The sequence below is a fragment of the Lederbergia citrisecunda genome (assembly GCF_018343695.1).
In the GTDB taxonomy this organism is placed as follows: domain Bacteria; phylum Bacillota; class Bacilli; order Bacillales; family Bacillaceae_C; genus Lederbergia; species Lederbergia citrisecunda.
On sequence record NZ_JAGYPJ010000001.1, the window covers coordinates 185,038 to 202,294 of the forward strand.

The following is a 17,257-nucleotide window of genomic DNA, read 5'->3' on the forward strand; positions in this document are numbered from 1 at the left end:
GAGGTGTAAAAATGAAAACAACTAATCTAGCACTCCCATCAAAAGCCCAACTTTCCTGGCAAAATCTCGATTTAGGTGTTTTTTGCCATTTTGGAATCAATACGTTTTGTGATCAAGAATGGGGAGAAGGCACGGATTCACCGGAACTGTTTAATCCAACTGAATTGGATGCAGCCCAGTGGGTAAAGCTTGCAAAAGATGCAGGATTTAAATATTTTGTTTTGACTGCAAAGCATCATGATGGATTTTGTCTATGGCCGACAGCAACAACAGATTACTCTGTCAAATCGAGTCCTTGGAAAAATGGTAAAGGTGATGTTGTTCGTGAATGCGCGGAGGCTTGTAAAAAAGAAGGCATACACTTTGGCCTATATTTATCTCCGTGGGATCGTCATGAACCTTGTTACGAAGATGCAGAAGCGTATGATGATTTTTACAGCGAGCAGCTGACAGAACTATTAACACAATATGGGCCAATTATGGAAGTGTGGTTTGATGGGGCTGGCTCTGAAGGCAGAGAATACAACTGGGAAAGAATGATTGGTATCGTAAAAAAATATCAACCAGATGCGATGATTTTCAATATGGGACAACCGACAATCAGATGGGTTGGGAATGAAGAGGGAGTAGCGCCATATCCATGCTGGAACACAGAAAGTGCTGCAAAAATCAGCATGTTTTCTGATGAAAAAGTGAATTGGCTGCCGGGGACACCCGAATGGCTCCCAGCAGAATGTGATGTTCCGATTCGCAAGCTTCACTGGTTCTGGCATCCAAACGATGAAGAAAGTCTACGCTCTTTAGATGAGTTGATGCATATTTATTACAATTCAGTCGGACATGGGACAAACCTTTTATTGAATCTCTCACCAGATGATCGAGGATTAATTCCTGAAATTGATGCAGAGCGTCTACTCGAATTCGGTGCTGAAATCAAAAGAAGATTTTCAAATTCTCTAGGAAGTATATCAGGTACTGGAACGGAAATAGAATTATCATTAGAAAATGAAACGACTATTGATCATATTGTTTTAAAGGAAGATATAGCATTTGGTGAACGGGTACGTAAATTTGAAGTTTCAGTCTTCATCGATGGAGAATGGAAAATAGTATATGAAGGTTCAGCAATTGGACATCGGTACATTAAACAAATTCCTTCTAACAAATCGACTAAATTAAAGTTAGTAGTGTCGGAATCAGTTGAAATACCATTAATTAAAGAGTTTTCATGTTACTGTGCGAATAGCTTGGAATAGGAATGCTGCACGATAATTTTAATTAATATAAAAGGATACATGAAGGTCATGCACTGAAGTGTATTCTTTTTTAGTGAAAATAAAGTTTTATTAGTAATATTGCGAAACAGAGATATGCTTCTCTGAAATAAATAGAAAAGAGAGGGATAAACAGTTGAATCAATTAACGTATAAAAAATCGGCCAAGACTTGGACTGAAGCTATGCCTTTAGGTAATGGGCGAATTGGTGCTATGCACTTTGGTGGGATTGAGGTAGATCAATTTCAGTTGAATGAAGATACGTTATGGTCCGGCCCACCTGCTAAAGACAAGAAATATGATGATAGGGAATCCCTTAAAAAGGTAAGAAAACTAATAGATGATGAGAATTATGAAGAAGCAATAAGTGAAACGAAGAATATGTTTGGCCCATTCACTCAATCGTACATGCCGCTTGGAAATTTAAAGATTCAATATTTACATGGAGATGCTGCTAGGAGATATGAAAGAACTTTAAATATCGAAGAGGCAATATCGTCCGTAAAATACACAGTTGGAAAAGTAGAATACACGAGGGAAGCTTTCATTTCTCATCCACATCAAGTATTGGCTATTCAACTTACAAGTTCAGTGGAAAAAAGTTTAAATGTAAATATCACACTGGATAGTTTGTTAAAATATAAAATTTCAAATTCTGAGGGAAACATAATAATACAAGGTATTTGTCCTGAAAAAAGTGAACCCAATTATATTCATGAAGACGAAATGCCTATTCTTTATGGAGAGTTTGGAGAAACAGATGCGATTCATTTTGAAGGAAGATTAGGAGTTTCGGTAGAAGACGGGAAAGTCACTTCTGAAAACGGCATTCTTTCCATTACTAATGCAAGTAAAGCAATACTATACTTTTCTGTTGCAACTTCATTTAAGGGTTTTGATCAATTACCCGGGAAATATTTTGGCGAATTGACTCGAATAAATGAAGAGATTTTGGCAAAAGCGATGAGCATTTCATATGAAGAGTTAAAAGCTGAACATATACGAGATTATCAAAGTCTTTATAATCGTGTTGAATTCTCTTTGGACTACGAAAAGCCTGAAGAAATTTTTGATACGGACGAAAGAGTGAAGAAGTACGGTTCGAACGATTTAGAAATGGTTGAACTATTATTCCAATATGGACGATATTTATTGATATCTTCATCGAGAGAAGGAACACAACCTGCCAATTTGCAAGGGATTTGGAATGACTTAACTCGTCCACCGTGGTCATCCAATTATACAGTTAACATCAACGCAGAAATGAATTATTGGCCAGCTGAAATAACGAATCTAGCAGAATGTCATCGACCTCTATTAAAACTTGTAAGTGAATTAGCGGTAAATGGCGAGAAAATGGTAAGTGATCGCTATGGATTAAGAGGATGGACAGCTCATCATAACACGGATTTATGGAGACATGCTGATCCAGTTGGAGGTGACCGTCATGGAGATCCAATATGGGCGTTTTGGCCAATGTCAGGCCCTTGGCTATGTAGACACTTATGGGAACACTTTTCGTTTTCTCAAGATCGAGCATTTTTAGAAACTGAAGCACTTCCAATTATGAGAGGTGCAGCTGAATTTTGTTTGGATTGGTTAATAGAAGATGAAAATGGTTATTTGACTACCTCACCTTCAACTTCTCCAGAACATCTCTTCTATACTGACAAAGGACAAGTTGGCTCAGTTACGAAAGGTGCGACAATGGATCTGCAACTCATTTGGGATTTGTTTACAAATTGCATCGAAGCAACTACTGTTCTTGGTCTAGAAGATGAATGGGTAGAGAATGTGAAACAGGCAAGAGAACGTCTGTATCCAATGCAAATAGGTAAATATGGTCAATTGCAAGAATGGGCGATGGATTATGAAGACGTTGAACCGCACCATCGCCACGTTTCTCATTTATATGGTGTTTATCCAGGGAAGCAAATTACGGATGGACCACTCTTGGATGCTGTCAAGCAGACACTTAACCGTAGAGGAGACCAAGGAACTGGGTGGAGTCTTGGATGGAAAATCTGTCTATGGGCAAGGTTAAAAGATGGTGAACGAGTGAATGCACTGTTTCAACAATTATTTAACGTTGTCGAAGAGAAAAATGAAGTTTTTGTTGGTGGAGGGATATACCCGAATCTATTAGGGGCACATCCGCCGTTTCAAATTGATGGAAACTTCAGCTATACAGCTGGAGTAGTAGAAATGATCATTCAATCTCATAATGGCTATGTTGAACTTTTACCGGCACTTCCTTCAACTTGGATCAAAGGATCTGTTAATGGAATTCGAGTTCACGGTGGATTTGAAGTAAATGTGTCCTGGGATAAATTACAAGTGAATGAAGTAGAAGTAACTTGTAATGCCGAAAATTCATTTATTCTAAAATCCAGTAAACCTGTCATCGTTCGTGAAAAAGAAAAAGAGGATAAAATGGTAGAGCCAGTTGATGGATTAATTGAGATTGATATGAATAGAAACCAGAAGTATCAATTACTATTTTAAGATTGGTGAGGTTATTATATTTTAATTGCCACTACGTTGATTGAAGCGGAAGGCGCAAGACTCCTGCGGGAAGAGTCTACGGGAGATCCCACAGGCACGATTGCCGAGGAAGCTCTCGAACTCCCCGAGGAAAGCGAGCGCCTGGAGCGGAAATCAACATCCATATTCAGAGCCTTAACAAAAGGACAAAAAAAGCGAGGGATAAAATAAACTGTACCCTTTGTAAAGGACATTAGAAAAAGGTTATGCAACTTGGAGAAGATGATTTCTGTATTCAACAGGAGTCATCTTCTTTAAATTCCATTGATACCTAAAATTATTGTGATAAGTCATATAACTTCTTATTTCCTTTTTAAGTTCATCTAAAGAACTACATGTCTTTATAGTAGCTTCATCCTTAAGATGTCCAAAAAAAGATTCTTGTGGTGCATTATCCCAACAGTTTCCCCTTCTTGACATCGATTGCTTTAGCCCCAGTTGCTTAACTTGTTTTTGAAAAGTAGGACTAGTGTAATGTCCGCCCTGATCCGAATGAATAAAAGCTCCTTCAGCAAACTCTATTTTTCTATTATTTTTTAACTTTACTAATGTATCCGTAGCTAGATCCAATGTAAGTTTATCGGATACGTTATAGGCCACTATTTCATTCGTTGACCCGTCTAAAATAGTGGATAAATAAGCCTTTTGATTCTTTCCATAATAAAGATAAGTGATGTCTGTAAGCAGCACTTTACCTGGAATATCTTGTTTGAACTCTCTATTTAGTAAATTGGGCAATATGGAGTGTTCCTGGGTAGCCTTTAACATTTTCTTATAAGGATTAGCTCTTCTAATAGGACATACAATATTATATTTCCTCATGATTCTTCGTATTAGCTTTAAGTTGTATGTAATATTAAACTGCTTTTCTAAGGTCATTTTAATCTGTCGGGCGCCTTTAGTACGGCGTTTATAATGAAAAGCCTTTAAAATAATATCTTTTAGTACTAAATCTTTCTTCTCTCGTCGATTTCTTATTTCCTTTGATTCTACAGAGAAATATTTATAGTAACCTGATCGTGAAACCTGTGAAAGCTCGCACAAATAACCAACCATATTTTTAAGTTCGTACTCTTCAATCACTGAGTGAATTAAAAGAAACTTCTGTTCAGCAGAAACCTTTACTTGTTTATCTTCACTCCCCTTTCCATCATGTCTAGCTTTTTTAACAACTCGTTCTCCGCACGAAGAAGGTGAATCTGAGCCTCTAACTTTGCATTTTTTTCTTCTAGTGAAAGTTCCTTTTCAGACGGTCTCCCAGAATTCGTTGTACGTGCATCCTGAAGACCAAATACCCCAGATTCTTTAAATGCTTTTCTCCATCTATAGGCAGCCTTATGAACTCTGACTATTCCAATCAGTTCAACGTCAAAACCATGATCTTCAAAAACCTGTCTAGGTGTCTTGCCATTCTCTGTTTCAGCTATCAATATTCTTTTAAATTCATCTGAATAAGTAATACCCTTTGAACTAACAGATTTAGCATATGGATTATTAGAAAGTAATTTTATTTCTTTCTCTGAAAAGTGTTTTTTTGTCATTTTATTTTTCTCCGATTCCACATTTTGTTCATTATACAAAAAAGTACCCTATAGGGCAGACCTTTTTTAGTGTCTACTCTATAGGGTACAGTTTAAAAATCCCATCGCCTTTTTAATTTATTCACTTAGCACTTTTTCTATTTCCCTATTAATCTCTTCTCTAATTTGGAAGATATATTCCTTATCTTTTGGATAATCAGAGAAAGTGATCGTTTGACATTTTTCAATTATATTCAAAACAAAATCTTTTCCTTTTAATTGTTCTAGCCATTGAAACGCGCGCAAATCTTGCAATGCGTGATAAAAGACTCGGGAGCGAATAGACGGAACTGCTTTTCCATCTTTCCCAGGATAGACGAGGAATGTATCACCTGAAGGAAAAGCATTTTTTGCATCCGTTATGACATAAGGATCAATTGGCTCTATCGAGTATTGACTGTTGTAAAAATTATATCCCCAATGAAGAAATCCTTCGATGTCGTATTTGAATAATTGTGTAGCGATAATTCGATTTCTTGCTGAAGGCATCGCCATAAATCGATTGCTTACTTTTTGATTTTGGGCACAGCAATAATAGGTCCATAAATTTGGGACATTATGTTCGATATATGTTTGAATATGGTCATTTGCGACTATAGGCTTCGTTACAATGCCTTTTTGGTAGAATGAAAAATCACTTAATGCATCTATAATTTTAAAATCTTTCAGATAGGGTTCAGCCAATTCTTTAGCTTTTGTATAAGTAGCTATATTTGATTCGTTTGGTTCATCGGATATATGAAAATAAACTTTCTCCGAATCCCAATTTGCTTTTAAAAACTCAGTCAAAGCAGGGAGAAACGATTCTAAAAGCAATCGATATTCTTTACTATCAGCAGCTACATCCCAACCGAATTTTCTAAAAAGAACCCCATCCTCCATCACCATTATTTTAGGAGTAAACTCGGCACCCCATTGTGTAAATAGATGGGCGATCTCAATGTAATTAATTCCGTTGCGTTTACATATATCTAGCCATTTTCTCAGTAATGAAAAATCAAACTCATACTTACCATTTTCATAAGAAATTTGCACGAGTTGAACCGTTGTTCGCTCGCCTCCAACTTTCGTATCTAATGGAGGTGTAAAAATTGGAGTAAGGATCATATTGATTCCATTCTCACTTGCTGTACGAATGAAATTTTCGATGATTCTCCAATGTTCTTCTGAAAAAACTTCTGCATTATAATAATTCGCTAAACAATCTGTATGAAACCATTGAGTATGTATTAGTTTTTGTTCAGGTAAATTGTGAGGGATGACTCGAATCGTTAAAGATTGTTCGAAAATGGATTGATGACTTTCATCAGTAATATGTAATGTTAACGACTTTTCTCCCGCAGCACCTGCACTTGGACAAACATCAATCCATATAGAGTTCCAGCCATCTGTTTCTAGGTCAATTCCTTCAGCAGTTACAGGCTCCAGTAAATCGGGAAATAACCCTGATTCAGTCGAAAGGTAATTCTCATCGTGTGAATCGGGATAGGCTGGTAGATTAGAAGGCACCTTTTTCACATGGCTTATGGATGTTAGGAGTGTATCATCCGCTCCTACTTTAATGTGAATCTTTTTATTATCATTAGATCGATACGCGAGTTGAAAAGAAAATTGTTCATTTTGAAAAATAGAAATATCATTCATAGGTGTCGTATTTGGTGGGGAATCAGGAAATATTTTTTCTAATGAATCCGATAATTGAAATTCAATATTAGCCATTATAAAGTCCTCCAATTTCTATCTATTGATGTTATAGTAAAAACTAGTTTGATTCTTTCACTTAGTAAAATAGTGTGATAAAAACATATTAATTCCTTTGAAGATTTTTAGCAATTGAGAAAAATATAAAAAAGCGATGAAAAAAGGGTGAATGTCAATTGAAATACAAAGAAATAAAACCTACAAAACTGTATGAAAAGGTGGCTGAAGCCATTCATGAGATGATCCGGTCTGGCCAATTAAAGCCAGGAGATAAATTAGATTCTGTAGAGCAGCTGGCAGAAAACTTTCAGGTAGGTCGCTCCGCTATTCGAGAAGCATTGTCAGCACTGAGAGCGATGGGACTTGTAGAAATGAAGCAAGGGGAAGGGACTTATATAAAAGAGTTTAGCTCGGATCAAATTGCATTTCCCTTGTCCACAGCGATTTTAATGAATCAGAATGATGTGGAGAATTTATTGGAAGTAAGGAAAATAATCGAAGCAGGTACTGTTGCATCCGCCAGCCAAAAAAGGACAAGCGAGAATTTAAAAGCTATGGAAACGGCATTAGAAGAAATGAAAACTGCGAATGGCAATGAAGAATTAGGGGAAAGAGCGGATCTTGATTTTCATCTTGCCATAGCGGAAGCGTCACAAAATCACCTTCTAGCTAGCTTGCTAAATCATGTTTCAGGGCTTATGCAAGAAACAATGAAAGAAACGAGACGACTTTGGCTTTATTCGGGACAAATAACAACAGAAAAACTGTATGAGGAGCATAAGCATATATATGAGGCTATTTTCCAAGGAGATGAAAAGGTAGCTCGAAAAGCGATGGTGCAACATCTTGAAAATGTAGAGGGTGTTTTGAGTGAGTATTATGAAAAAACCTCGAATAAACTCTGATATATGTATTTGCACAGTGAGGCCTTAAGAGGTTTATAAATTTATCTAGCAACATCCTCAAACCGTTTATTGAGGTCTTGAGAAAAGAAAATTTGTCTGACGAAGGTCCTCAATCCGTTTATAGAGGTCCTGAGAATAGAAAATTTGTCTGACGAACGTCTTCAATCCGTTTATTGAGGTCTTGAGAATAGAATATTTGTCTGACGATGGTCCCCAATCCGTTTATTGAGGTCTTGAGAATAGAAAATTGTCTAACGAACGTCCTCAATCCGTTTATTGAGGTCTCGAGAATAGAAAATTTGTCTGACGAAGGTCCTCAATCCGTTTATAGAGGTCCTGAGAATAGAAAATTTGTCTAACGAACGTCTTCAATCCGTTTATTGAGGTCCTGAGAATAGAAAATTTGTCTGACGAACGTCCTCAATCCGTTTATTGAGGTCTTGAGAACAGAAAAAATGTCTGACGGACGTCCTCAATCCGTTTATTGAGGTCTTGAGAACAGAAAAAATGTCTGACGAAGGTCCTCAATCCGTTTATTGAGATTCTGAGAATAGAAAATTTGTCTGAGGAAGGTCCTCAATCCGACTATTATGGGCCCACAAGCATTGCAAGTTTTCTTTAAACGTCAACAATCAGGTTTAGAAAACGGAAGGATCCGTCATAAAATTAGTTTAGTCATCAGATGACCTGTTGACTATAGTGCTTCATAGGAATACAGTAGATTTATATGAAACTTCATTTTTCGAGAGCAGGTGAAAAGTTTGAAAGTCAGTCTATTTGCTACGTGTTTAGTTGACATGTTTCATAGTCATGTTGGTAAAGCAGCAGTTGAATTATTGGAACGGCTAGGTTGCGAAGTTGATTTTCCTGAGTCACAGGTTTGCTGTGGTCAGCCAGCCTATAATAGTGGATATGTGAAAGATTCAAAAGAAGCTATGAAAAGAATGATAAGAGCATTTGAAGATGCTGAATATGTCATAGGTCTTTCGGGTTCTTGTGCTTATATGTTCCATGAATATGAGAATATTTTTAAAGGGGATCCTGTTTGGGAACCTAAGGCAAAAGCTCTTAAACAAAAAACATATGAATTAACGGAATTTATTGTAGACGTTTTAAAAATTGAAGATGTTGGAGCAGCGTTTAAAGGACATGTAACGTACCATACCTCCTGTCATATGACAAGACTGTTAGGTGTAACAGAAGCTCCTATGAAACTATTAAATAATGTGAAGGGGCTTGAAAATACGGAGCTTCCTGGAAAACATCAATGCTGTGGATTTGGTGGGACTTTTTCGGTGAAAATGTCCCAAATTTCAGAACAAATGGTAGATGAAAAAGTACAACATATAGATGAAACGGAAGCAGAATTTTTAATCGGTGCGGATTGTGGCTGTTTAATGAATATCGGGGGAAGAATGGACCGAGTTGGAAAACCTGTAAAAGTAATGCATATTGCGGAAGTTTTAAACAGTCGTTAAATTTTTGAAAAAGCGGGGTGATTACTATGCCAATGAAAATTGATACTGGCGATTTTAAGAAGCGTGTAGATACCGGAATTCATAATACTTTTATGAGAGGAGCCGTTTCAAGCGCACAAGAAAGACTACAGACAAGACGGTTGGATCAAGCAAAAGAACTAGGAAACTGGGAAGAATGGCGTTCTCTTGGAGAAGAAATCCGCCAACATGTTTTGGAAAATCTCGACTATTATTTGTATCAATTAAGCGAGAATGTCTCAAAAAGAGGTGGGCATGTTTTCTTTGCGGAAACACCGGAGGAAGCTAATGAATATATTCGTGGTGTTATTGAAAAGAAAAATGCCAAAAAGATTGTAAAATCAAAGTCTATGGTAACGGAAGAAATCAATTTGAATCCGTACCTCGAGGAAGCTGGATGTGAAGTAATCGAAACGGATTTAGGTGAGTACATCCTTCAAATAGATGATCACGACCCGCCATCACACATTGTTGCACCAGCGTTACATAAAAATAAAGAACAGATCAGGGACGTTTTTACAGAAAAATTAAGCTATCAACTGACTGAAAAACCGGAAGAATTGGCTTGGCATGCAAGGCAAATGTTGAGAGATGAGTATTTGACAGCTGATGTTGGTATTACTGGCTGTAATTTCGCTGTGGCCGAAACAGGATCGATCTGCTTAGTGACAAATGAAGGAAACGCGGATCTTGTCACAGCATTACCGAAAACACAAATTACAGTCATGGGGATGGAAAGACTTGTTCCTACATTTGAGGAATTGGAAGTCCTAGTCGGCTTACTCACTAGAAGTGCCGTTGGACAAAAGCTCACAAGCTATATTACCGTTCTGACCGGGGCAAAAGATGAAGGAGATGTTGACGGTCCCGAAGATTTTCATTTAGTCATTGTCGATAATGGCAGATCCAATATTTTAGGTGGAGAATTTCAATCGGTTCTTCAGTGTATCCGTTGTGCTGCTTGCGTAAATGTATGTCCTGTTTATCGTCATGTAGGTGGACATTCGTACGGATCGATTTATTCTGGTCCTATAGGTGCTGTCCTATCACCTTTATTAGGTGGGTATGATGATTATAAAGAACTCCCTTATGCTTCCACTTTATGTGGTGCTTGCACAGAAGCTTGTCCTGTAAAAATCCCTCTTCATGATTTATTGCATAAGCATCGTCAAGTGATCGTTGAGAAAGAAGGAAGGGCTCCAATCTCTGAAAAACTTACCATGAAAGCATTTGGATTGGGAGCTGCATCACCATCACTTTATAAAATAGGATCAAAAATAGCTCCTACAGCGATGAATCCCTTTACTGATGGGAACAAGATATCTAAAGGAGTAGGTCCATTGAAAGCATGGACAGAAATTCGGGATTTCCCTGCTCCGAATAAAGAGAGATTTCGAGATTGGTATAAAAATCATAAAAAAGGTGAGGATCAATCATGAGCGGAACGATCCAAAATAGAGAGGCCTTCCTGACTAAAATTGCAGAACGATTAGGTAGGAATCGTTTCCTTACTAATGTCGAAAGACCAAAATGGAGCTATCATCCACAAGATGCTGTTTTTAAAGATGCAGATTCCAACGAGCTCCTTGAAGCATTGAAAACTCAGTGTACAAAAATACACACTGATTTAATTGAAACGAATAAAGCGGAATTGATTGAAACTATACGTACGATTGTTTCTGAATATGGTGGAGGGCCGATCGTAGCTTGGAAAGACTCCAGATTTGAAGAATATGGGCTTTCACCACTGTTTAATAACATATGGCCATCAGAAAATACAGAAATTCACCAATGGGAGTCAGCTCTGGGTGAAGAAAATATTAAACTAGCCGAAAAGTCGAATATAGGCATAACAATAAGTGATATTACTCTAGCGGAATCTGGTACAGCTGTCCTATTCAGTGATAAGGACAAAGGAAGAACCGTTAGTTTTTTACCTCTTAAGTCGATCATCATTATGCCAAAAAGTTCAATTGTCCCACGAATGACTCAGGCTGCGAGAATCATTAGAGAAAAAATAAAAAGCGGTGAACATCTTCCTTCTTGTATAAATTTTATAACAGGACCAAGTAACTCTGCAGATATTGAAATGAATCTTGTAGTTGGAGTGCATGGACCGGTAAAAGCTGCATATATAGTAATAGAAGATTTATAGATTTTTGTTCAATTAGAAAGTAAATTTTAATACAATATTCGATGAGGAGTGAGGACGGAAAAAACGAATCAATGTTGAAAGCCCAGGTTAGTCAAATCGTTGAAGGTCCTAAACCTTCAACACCTTAAAAGGTTATCAGAACTTTTTTAAAAAAATCAACATTCATACGAGGATTCGATTGAATTGAATAGCATGATTGTGCTATTCTTAAACTTAATAAGGGCACTGGAGAAAGAAACTTATTAAGCGATTTCAATGGAAGGAGATTATGTTGAAAAGGACAGGTGACCTACAACTTATTAAGGAACTTAATAAGTCAATCATTTTAGATGTTATTCGTAAAAATGGCCCCATCTCAAGGGCAGAGATTGCTAAAAAAATTAACATAAGCCCTACAACTGTTACATCTGCGGTTAGTGATCTTATTCGCGATTCTCTTGTAGTAGAAGGAGGAACAGGAGAATCAAGCGGCGGAAGAAAGCCGATTTTAGTGCAATTGAATCCTGATGTTTGTTTTCTAATTGGTGTTGCCATCGATGCTTCCAAAATTACGATTGCTGAATTGAATTTAAATGCAAAAGTAAAAAGAAAAGAAGTGCATTCTTTAGAAGAGAATGTAGATTATGATTTGAGTAGTGAATTAATTTTAATGATCGAACACTTCTTTAAAAAATGTAAAAATCTTAATGATTGTCTTGGTATCTCGATCACCATTCAAGGAATTGTTGATTCCGAAAAAGGAATTGTAGCCTATAATCCAAAACTCAAAATTGATAATCTTCCTTTAAAGAACGCAATAGAAGATGCGTTTAATATTCCAACTTACATAGATAATGATACGAATGGAAGTTTACTTGCGGAAAAGGGTTTTGGGAATTATCAACAATCTAAAAACCTAATATATGTGACGATCGGCGATGGCGTTGGTGCAAGCATACTTGTAAATGATTCAATTTTCCGTGGATTCCATGGGGGAGCCGGTGAGTTCGGGCATACAACGATTGATTATAAAGGTGCTCCATGTACTTGTGGAAACGTCGGCTGCCTCGAAAATTATATAAGCTGGCGTACCATTTATATTCGGATTGTTTCGGAAATTATGGCAGGAAAGGAATCCCTTTTAGTAGAAGAAGTAAAAGGAGACTTTTCAAAAATAACTCCAGAAATATTCCGAAAAGCAATTTATTACGGGGATGAGTTAGCAAAGTCCATTTTGGATGATGTGGCATTTTATCTCGGCACAGGCATAGTTAATCTCATTCATTTATTTAATCCAGAAAGGATTATTCTTGGTGGAGAACTGGCATTTGAAAATCCTCTTTTAATCCAAAAGGTGAATGAGCATATTTCTCACTACGCCCTGCAAACGCATACACGTGGTGTTAAAGTGTTTCCAAGTTCTTTCGGAAATGATTCAGAGGTGGTTGGCTCCGCATCGCTATTACTTCATGAGTTATTTCATTTTACATTAAAATAAGGAATTATTTTAAGGAGGGGTATTATGCTAAAAAGTATCAATCAATGGTGTTATCCCGAAGGAACGCCGATTGAAAAAGTGTTTGAGTATAGTAGAAATGCGGGTTTTGATGCTGTCGAACTTAATTTAAACGAGGCTGGCGGCGTAGGATTAACAGTGGAAACAACAAAAGAAGAAGCTGAAAAAATCCTTGCTCTTGCCAAAGAATATGAACTGCAGCTTAGAAGCTTGTCTACATCCCTGCTTTGGAAAACTCCTTTGAGCTCACCTGATGAAAGTGTGAGAAGAGAAGGAATACGTGTTGTTGAGAAAATGTTGGAAATAGCTAGTTTCATAGGAATAGACACGATTTTACTAGTACCTGGAGCAGTGTCTAAAGAAGTTTCTTATGATGAATGTTATGAAAGAAGTCAGGAAGCAATTAAGCAAATCATTCCTATTGCTGAAAAATTTAGCGTCAAAATTGGTATAGAAAATGTTTGGAATAAATTTTTACTTTCTCCACTTGAGATGGCCAGATATATTGATGAGCTTGATTCAGAGTACATTGGTGCTTATTTTGACGTTGGGAATGTATTACAATTCGGTTTCCCAGAACAATGGATCAAAATTTTAGGAAAAAGAATTTTTAAAGTCCATGTGAAAGACTTTAGTACAAGTGTTGGAAATATTACAGGTTTCGTCCCCTTACTTGCAGGAGATGTTGATTGGAAATCGGTAAAAAATGCACTTGAACAGATTGGGTACAAAGATACTCTTACTGCGGAGCTTTCACCTTATGCCTTGTGCCCAAGTACTTTAGCGGATGATACTGCACGTCATTTAGACGTTATTCTAAGAGCATAGGAGAGCGAAAATATGGACAAAGTTAAAGTTGGTTTTGTTGGTGTTGGAGGAATTGCCTCTGTCCACTTAAAGAATGTCTCAGAAAATGAACATGCTGAAATTGTAGCCGTTTGCGATATTAATGAAGAAAATGCAAAAAAACAAGGTGAAGCATATAACGCTTCGATCTATACTGATTTTGATTTAATGTTGGAAAATGAACATTTAGATGCACTATTTTTAAGCATCCCTCCATTCGCACACGGTGAGATTGAGGAAAAAGCAGTTCAAAAAGGGATTCATTTATTTGTTGAAAAGCCAGTAGAACTTGATCTTGAAGTTGCCAAGAAAAAAGCAAATGCTATTCGTGAATCAGGCGTGATAAATGCATCTGGGTATTGTCTCCGTTATTTGGATACGATTCAAAAGGCGAAGGAGTATTTAGCTGATAAAAAGATTGCTATGGTAAGAGGTCAATATATTTCTAGCTTCGTTCAAACACCATGGTACCGTATTATGAGCAAATCAGGCGGCCAATTAGTTGAGCAATCTACTCACGTTATGGACTTAATGACTTACCTTGCCGGAGATATCGAAAAAGTAAGTGCCAATATGTCACTTCAAGTAATGGATGATATCGAACATATTGATATCCCAGATGTAACATCTGTTAACGTTACGTTTTCATCTGGTGCAGTAGGACATTTAGACAGTTCTTTTACGCAACCTGATCACCGCATGGGGGTTGAAGTATTAGGTCGTGACTTCCGTGTTGAATTAGTTGGAACAAATCTTAAAATTGTTGAAAAAGATGATACAGAAACGATCGAATCAAAGGTTGATTTTTACGAAGTTCAGGATCGTGCTTTCATTGAAGCTGTAAGAACAAAAAACCAAGACTTAATCTTAGCTTCATATGAAGATGGTTTGAAAACATTAGCTGTGACTCTTGCTGCTAATCAATCAAATCAAGAAGATAAAGCGATTAGATTAGCAGATTTTAACTAATTTTTGCTAAATCGAAAAGTTTGATGATTTTACCAATGTGTCATTGATCATATGTGAGGTGGAAAGTTAATGAAAATAGCAGTAGTGGGCTCAGGGAAACTTGGGCAAAGACATCTTTCTGCTTGGGCAAAAATCGAGGGAATCGAAATAGTCGGAGTGATTGCCCTAAATCAAGAAAGATTAGATAAAGTAGCTAGTGAATACGGAACAAAAGCTTTCAATAGTATTGATGAACTAGTTTCAAATACAGAAGTAGATGTAATTGATATTTGTACACCTACTCATACCCATGCTGCTCTCGTTGTGGAAGCGGCGAATCAAAAGAAGCACATTATTTGTGAAAAACCATTAGCTTTAACGAGTGAAGAAGCGGAAGATATCTTGAAAGTTTGTGCGGAAAATAATGTTCAATTATTTGTTGGTCAAACTCTTCGTTTCTTCCCAGAATACGTAAATGCAAGAGAACAAGTGAAAAATGGAGCCATAGGAAATCCAGGTGTCATGAGAATGTCTAGAGGGGTGCCATATCCAGCAAAGGATTCATGGTATATTGATGAGTCAAAAAGCGGCGGACTATTTATGGACCTCGGAGTTCATGATTTAGATTGGTTATTATGGACGTTTGGTGATGTAGATAGAGTAATGGCTAAACGTGTAAAACGAAGTGGTTTAGAGTACGGCTTTATTAATCTTAAGATGGCTGATGGAACGATTGCACATGTTGAGCTATCTTGGGCAGAGACGAAATTTAAAGCTTCCTTTGAATTGACAGGCGATAAAGGAATGATTACATACAATCACGATGACAGCAATCCATTAGTCGTTCAATTCCGTTCAGATGAGAATGTTCAAATACCAAGAAATATGATGGAAAAAGATCCTTACCAACGCCAATTAGAGCATTTCATCAAATGTATTTCTGGAGAGGCACAACCGATCGTAACGGTGGAAGATGCATTGAAGGTTATTAAGGTTGTTGAAGCTGCTACTAAATCTGCTGAAGAAGGACAACCTGTCACTCTAGGAAAAGGAGGAAATTAACATGAAAGTCGGCATCATTAGTTTTGCTCATATGCATGCACATAGTTATGCTACGCATTTAGTCCATCATCCTGAAACGGAATTAGCGTATATTTGGGATGAAGATGCAGGCCGCGGACAAGAAATGGCTGATCATTTTGGCTGCAAATACGTATCAAGTCTAGATGAGTTTCTTAGTACAGATATTGATGCAGTCGTGATTTGCTCCGAAAATGCTAAACATAAGGAACATGTTGTCAAATCTGCAAGGGCTAAAAAACATATTTTATGTGAAAAACCGATCGCCACAGAAATCGAAGATGCAAAAGAAATGATCAGCGTTTGTGAAGAAGAAGGAGTTATCCTTCAAATTGCATATCCAGTTCGATTTGCTCCAGGATTCCAAAAGGCGAAAGAGTTAATTAATTCCGGAGCTCTTGGTGAAATTGTTGCCATCAATGGAACGAACCACGGCAAAATGCCTGGTGGTTGGTTTATAGAAAAGGAATTATCAGGAGGTGGCGCTGCGACTGATCATATCGTACATCTCATGGATATCATTCGTTGGGTTCTTAACGATGAAGTAAAAAGCGTATATGCAGAACTCGATAGAAGATTTTATGATATCGATGTAGAAGATTGCGGAATGGTTGCGTTGGAACTGGAATCTGGAGTCATCGTTTCCATTGATCCAAGCTGGTCAAGACCACAGACGTTCCCAACATGGGGAGATGCGATCATCAACTTTATCGGGACAAAAGGAAACTTACAGGTTGATGCGTTTAAACAACATTCTGTTTATTATAACGACGCCTCTAAGGAAATTTCTCAACTTCCTTTTGCCGAAGATATGGATGAAGGACTCGTTAACGACTTTATCGCAAGCATAAAAGAAGGAAGAGAACCATCCATTACAGGTACTGACGGCTTACGAACACTAGAAGTCGTAAAGGCAGCTTACGAATCATTTGAAAAAGGCAAAGCTGTATTAGTGAATAGATAGCATGAAAAGCGGAAGCGCCTGCCCAACGACGTACAAACTTCACAGCCTTCGACTGAGATAAAGGAAACACGACGAGGAACGAGTCGATGTTGACTTATCGTAGGGAAAAGGCGAAGAAGTTTGCTAGTCGATAGGCGCTATAGCTAGACAAAGAAAAGCGGAAGCGCCTGCCCAACGACGTACAAACTTCACAGCCTTCGACTGAGATAAAGGAAACACGATGAGCATGATTATGCGAATCGATGTGGACTTATCGTAGCGAAAAGGT

At 37.5% G+C, this 17,257-nt stretch carries 13 protein-coding genes; 11 read left to right on the top strand and 2 right to left on the bottom strand.

From position 1 onward, the window contains the following. Nucleotides 1-11: 11 nt before the first annotated feature. Nucleotides 12-1,256, top strand: a complete 1,245-nt coding sequence (locus KHA93_RS00875; RefSeq protein WP_213108993.1) for an alpha-L-fucosidase — start codon at nucleotides 12-14, stop codon at nucleotides 1,254-1,256. A gap of 154 nt (nucleotides 1,257-1,410) precedes the next feature. Continuing rightward, a complete protein-coding gene (locus KHA93_RS00880; RefSeq protein ID WP_213108994.1) occupies nucleotides 1,411-3,780 on the top strand; it encodes a glycoside hydrolase family 95 protein in 2,370 nt (789 codons plus the stop codon). Nucleotides 3,781-4,023: 243 nt separating this feature from the next. On the opposite strand, the gene KHA93_RS00885 is transcribed toward KHA93_RS00880, so the two are convergent. Continuing rightward, nucleotides 4,024-5,360 (bottom strand): IS3 family transposase gene (locus KHA93_RS00885; protein ID WP_213108995.1). Its coding sequence is split into 2 segments (ribosomal slippage): nucleotides 4,024-4,979 and nucleotides 4,979-5,360, totalling 1,338 coding nucleotides; the frame shifts between segments, so codons are not numbered across the junction. A 117-nt stretch (nucleotides 5,361-5,477) separates the two neighbouring features. Next, on the bottom strand, nucleotides 5,478-7,118 hold the full coding sequence (locus KHA93_RS00890; protein WP_213108996.1) for a DUF4091 domain-containing protein: 1,641 nt from the start codon (nucleotides 7,116-7,118) through the stop codon (nucleotides 5,478-5,480). Nucleotides 7,119-7,276: 158 nt separating this feature from the next. Between KHA93_RS00890 and KHA93_RS00895 the strand changes: the two genes are divergently transcribed. The 9 genes from KHA93_RS00895 (at nucleotide 7,277) to KHA93_RS00935 (ending at nucleotide 16,989) form a co-directional block, all read left to right on the top strand. Continuing rightward, entirely contained in the window at nucleotides 7,277-8,005 is a 729-nt protein-coding gene (locus KHA93_RS00895; protein WP_213108997.1) for a FadR/GntR family transcriptional regulator, read from the top strand. 761 nt (nucleotides 8,006-8,766) lie between these two features. Beyond that, nucleotides 8,767-9,483: a (Fe-S)-binding protein gene (locus KHA93_RS00900; RefSeq protein ID WP_213108998.1), complete on the top strand. Its 717-nt coding sequence runs from the start codon at nucleotides 8,767-8,769 to the stop codon at nucleotides 9,481-9,483. 26 nt (nucleotides 9,484-9,509) lie between these two features. After that, nucleotides 9,510-10,940, top strand: coding sequence for a LutB/LldF family L-lactate oxidation iron-sulfur protein (locus tag KHA93_RS00905; protein ID WP_213108999.1), 1,431 nt, complete (start codon nucleotides 9,510-9,512; stop codon nucleotides 10,938-10,940). Then, nucleotides 10,937-11,656 carry a LutC/YkgG family protein gene (locus KHA93_RS00910; protein ID WP_233711007.1) on the top strand — a complete coding sequence of 240 codons (720 nt, stop codon included), beginning with the start codon at nucleotides 10,937-10,939 and terminating at the stop codon, nucleotides 11,654-11,656. The genes KHA93_RS00905 and KHA93_RS00910 overlap by 4 nt, the downstream gene beginning before the upstream one ends. A gap of 268 nt (nucleotides 11,657-11,924) precedes the next feature. After that, on the top strand, nucleotides 11,925-13,133 hold the full coding sequence (locus KHA93_RS00915; RefSeq protein ID WP_233711008.1) for an ROK family transcriptional regulator: 1,209 nt from the start codon (nucleotides 11,925-11,927) through the stop codon (nucleotides 13,131-13,133). Nucleotides 13,134-13,157: 24 nt separating this feature from the next. Then, a complete protein-coding gene (locus KHA93_RS00920; protein WP_213109000.1) occupies nucleotides 13,158-13,979 on the top strand; it encodes a sugar phosphate isomerase/epimerase family protein in 822 nt (273 codons plus the stop codon). Nucleotides 13,980-13,991: 12 nt separating this feature from the next. After that, nucleotides 13,992-14,966: a Gfo/Idh/MocA family protein gene (locus KHA93_RS00925; RefSeq protein WP_213109001.1), complete on the top strand. Its 975-nt coding sequence runs from the start codon at nucleotides 13,992-13,994 to the stop codon at nucleotides 14,964-14,966. Between the two features lie 69 nt (nucleotides 14,967-15,035). Next, on the top strand, nucleotides 15,036-16,007 hold the full coding sequence (locus KHA93_RS00930) for a Gfo/Idh/MocA family protein (RefSeq protein ID WP_213109002.1): 972 nt from the start codon (nucleotides 15,036-15,038) through the stop codon (nucleotides 16,005-16,007). A 1-nt stretch (nucleotide 16,008) separates the two neighbouring features. Beyond that, the gene (locus KHA93_RS00935) at nucleotides 16,009-16,989 is read left to right on the top strand and encodes a Gfo/Idh/MocA family protein (RefSeq protein WP_213109003.1); all 981 of its coding nucleotides are present in this window, start codon (nucleotides 16,009-16,011) and stop codon (nucleotides 16,987-16,989) included. Nucleotides 16,990-17,257 lie beyond the last annotated feature (268 nt).

What these genes read in the sequence shown, in the direction of transcription:
- KHA93_RS00915 (WP_233711008.1), top strand. Translation starts at nt 11,925, where the DNA reads ATGTTGAAAAGGACAGGTGACCTACAACTTATTAAGGAACTTAATAAG.
- KHA93_RS00910 (WP_233711007.1), top strand. Translation starts at nt 10,937, where the DNA reads ATGAGCGGAACGATCCAAAATAGAGAGGCCTTCCTGACTAAAATTGCA.
- KHA93_RS00935 (WP_213109003.1), top strand. Translation starts at nt 16,009, where the DNA reads ATGAAAGTCGGCATCATTAGTTTTGCTCATATGCATGCACATAGTTAT.
- KHA93_RS00925 (WP_213109001.1), top strand. Translation starts at nt 13,992, where the DNA reads ATGGACAAAGTTAAAGTTGGTTTTGTTGGTGTTGGAGGAATTGCCTCT.
- KHA93_RS00920 (WP_213109000.1), top strand. Translation starts at nt 13,158, where the DNA reads ATGCTAAAAAGTATCAATCAATGGTGTTATCCCGAAGGAACGCCGATT.
- KHA93_RS00875 (WP_213108993.1), top strand. Translation starts at nt 12, where the DNA reads ATGAAAACAACTAATCTAGCACTCCCATCAAAAGCCCAACTTTCCTGG.
- KHA93_RS00890 (WP_213108996.1), bottom strand. Translation starts at nt 7,118, where the DNA reads ATGGCTAATATTGAATTTCAATTATCGGATTCATTAGAAAAAATATTT.
- KHA93_RS00905 (WP_213108999.1), top strand. Translation starts at nt 9,510, where the DNA reads ATGCCAATGAAAATTGATACTGGCGATTTTAAGAAGCGTGTAGATACC.
- KHA93_RS00930 (WP_213109002.1), top strand. Translation starts at nt 15,036, where the DNA reads ATGAAAATAGCAGTAGTGGGCTCAGGGAAACTTGGGCAAAGACATCTT.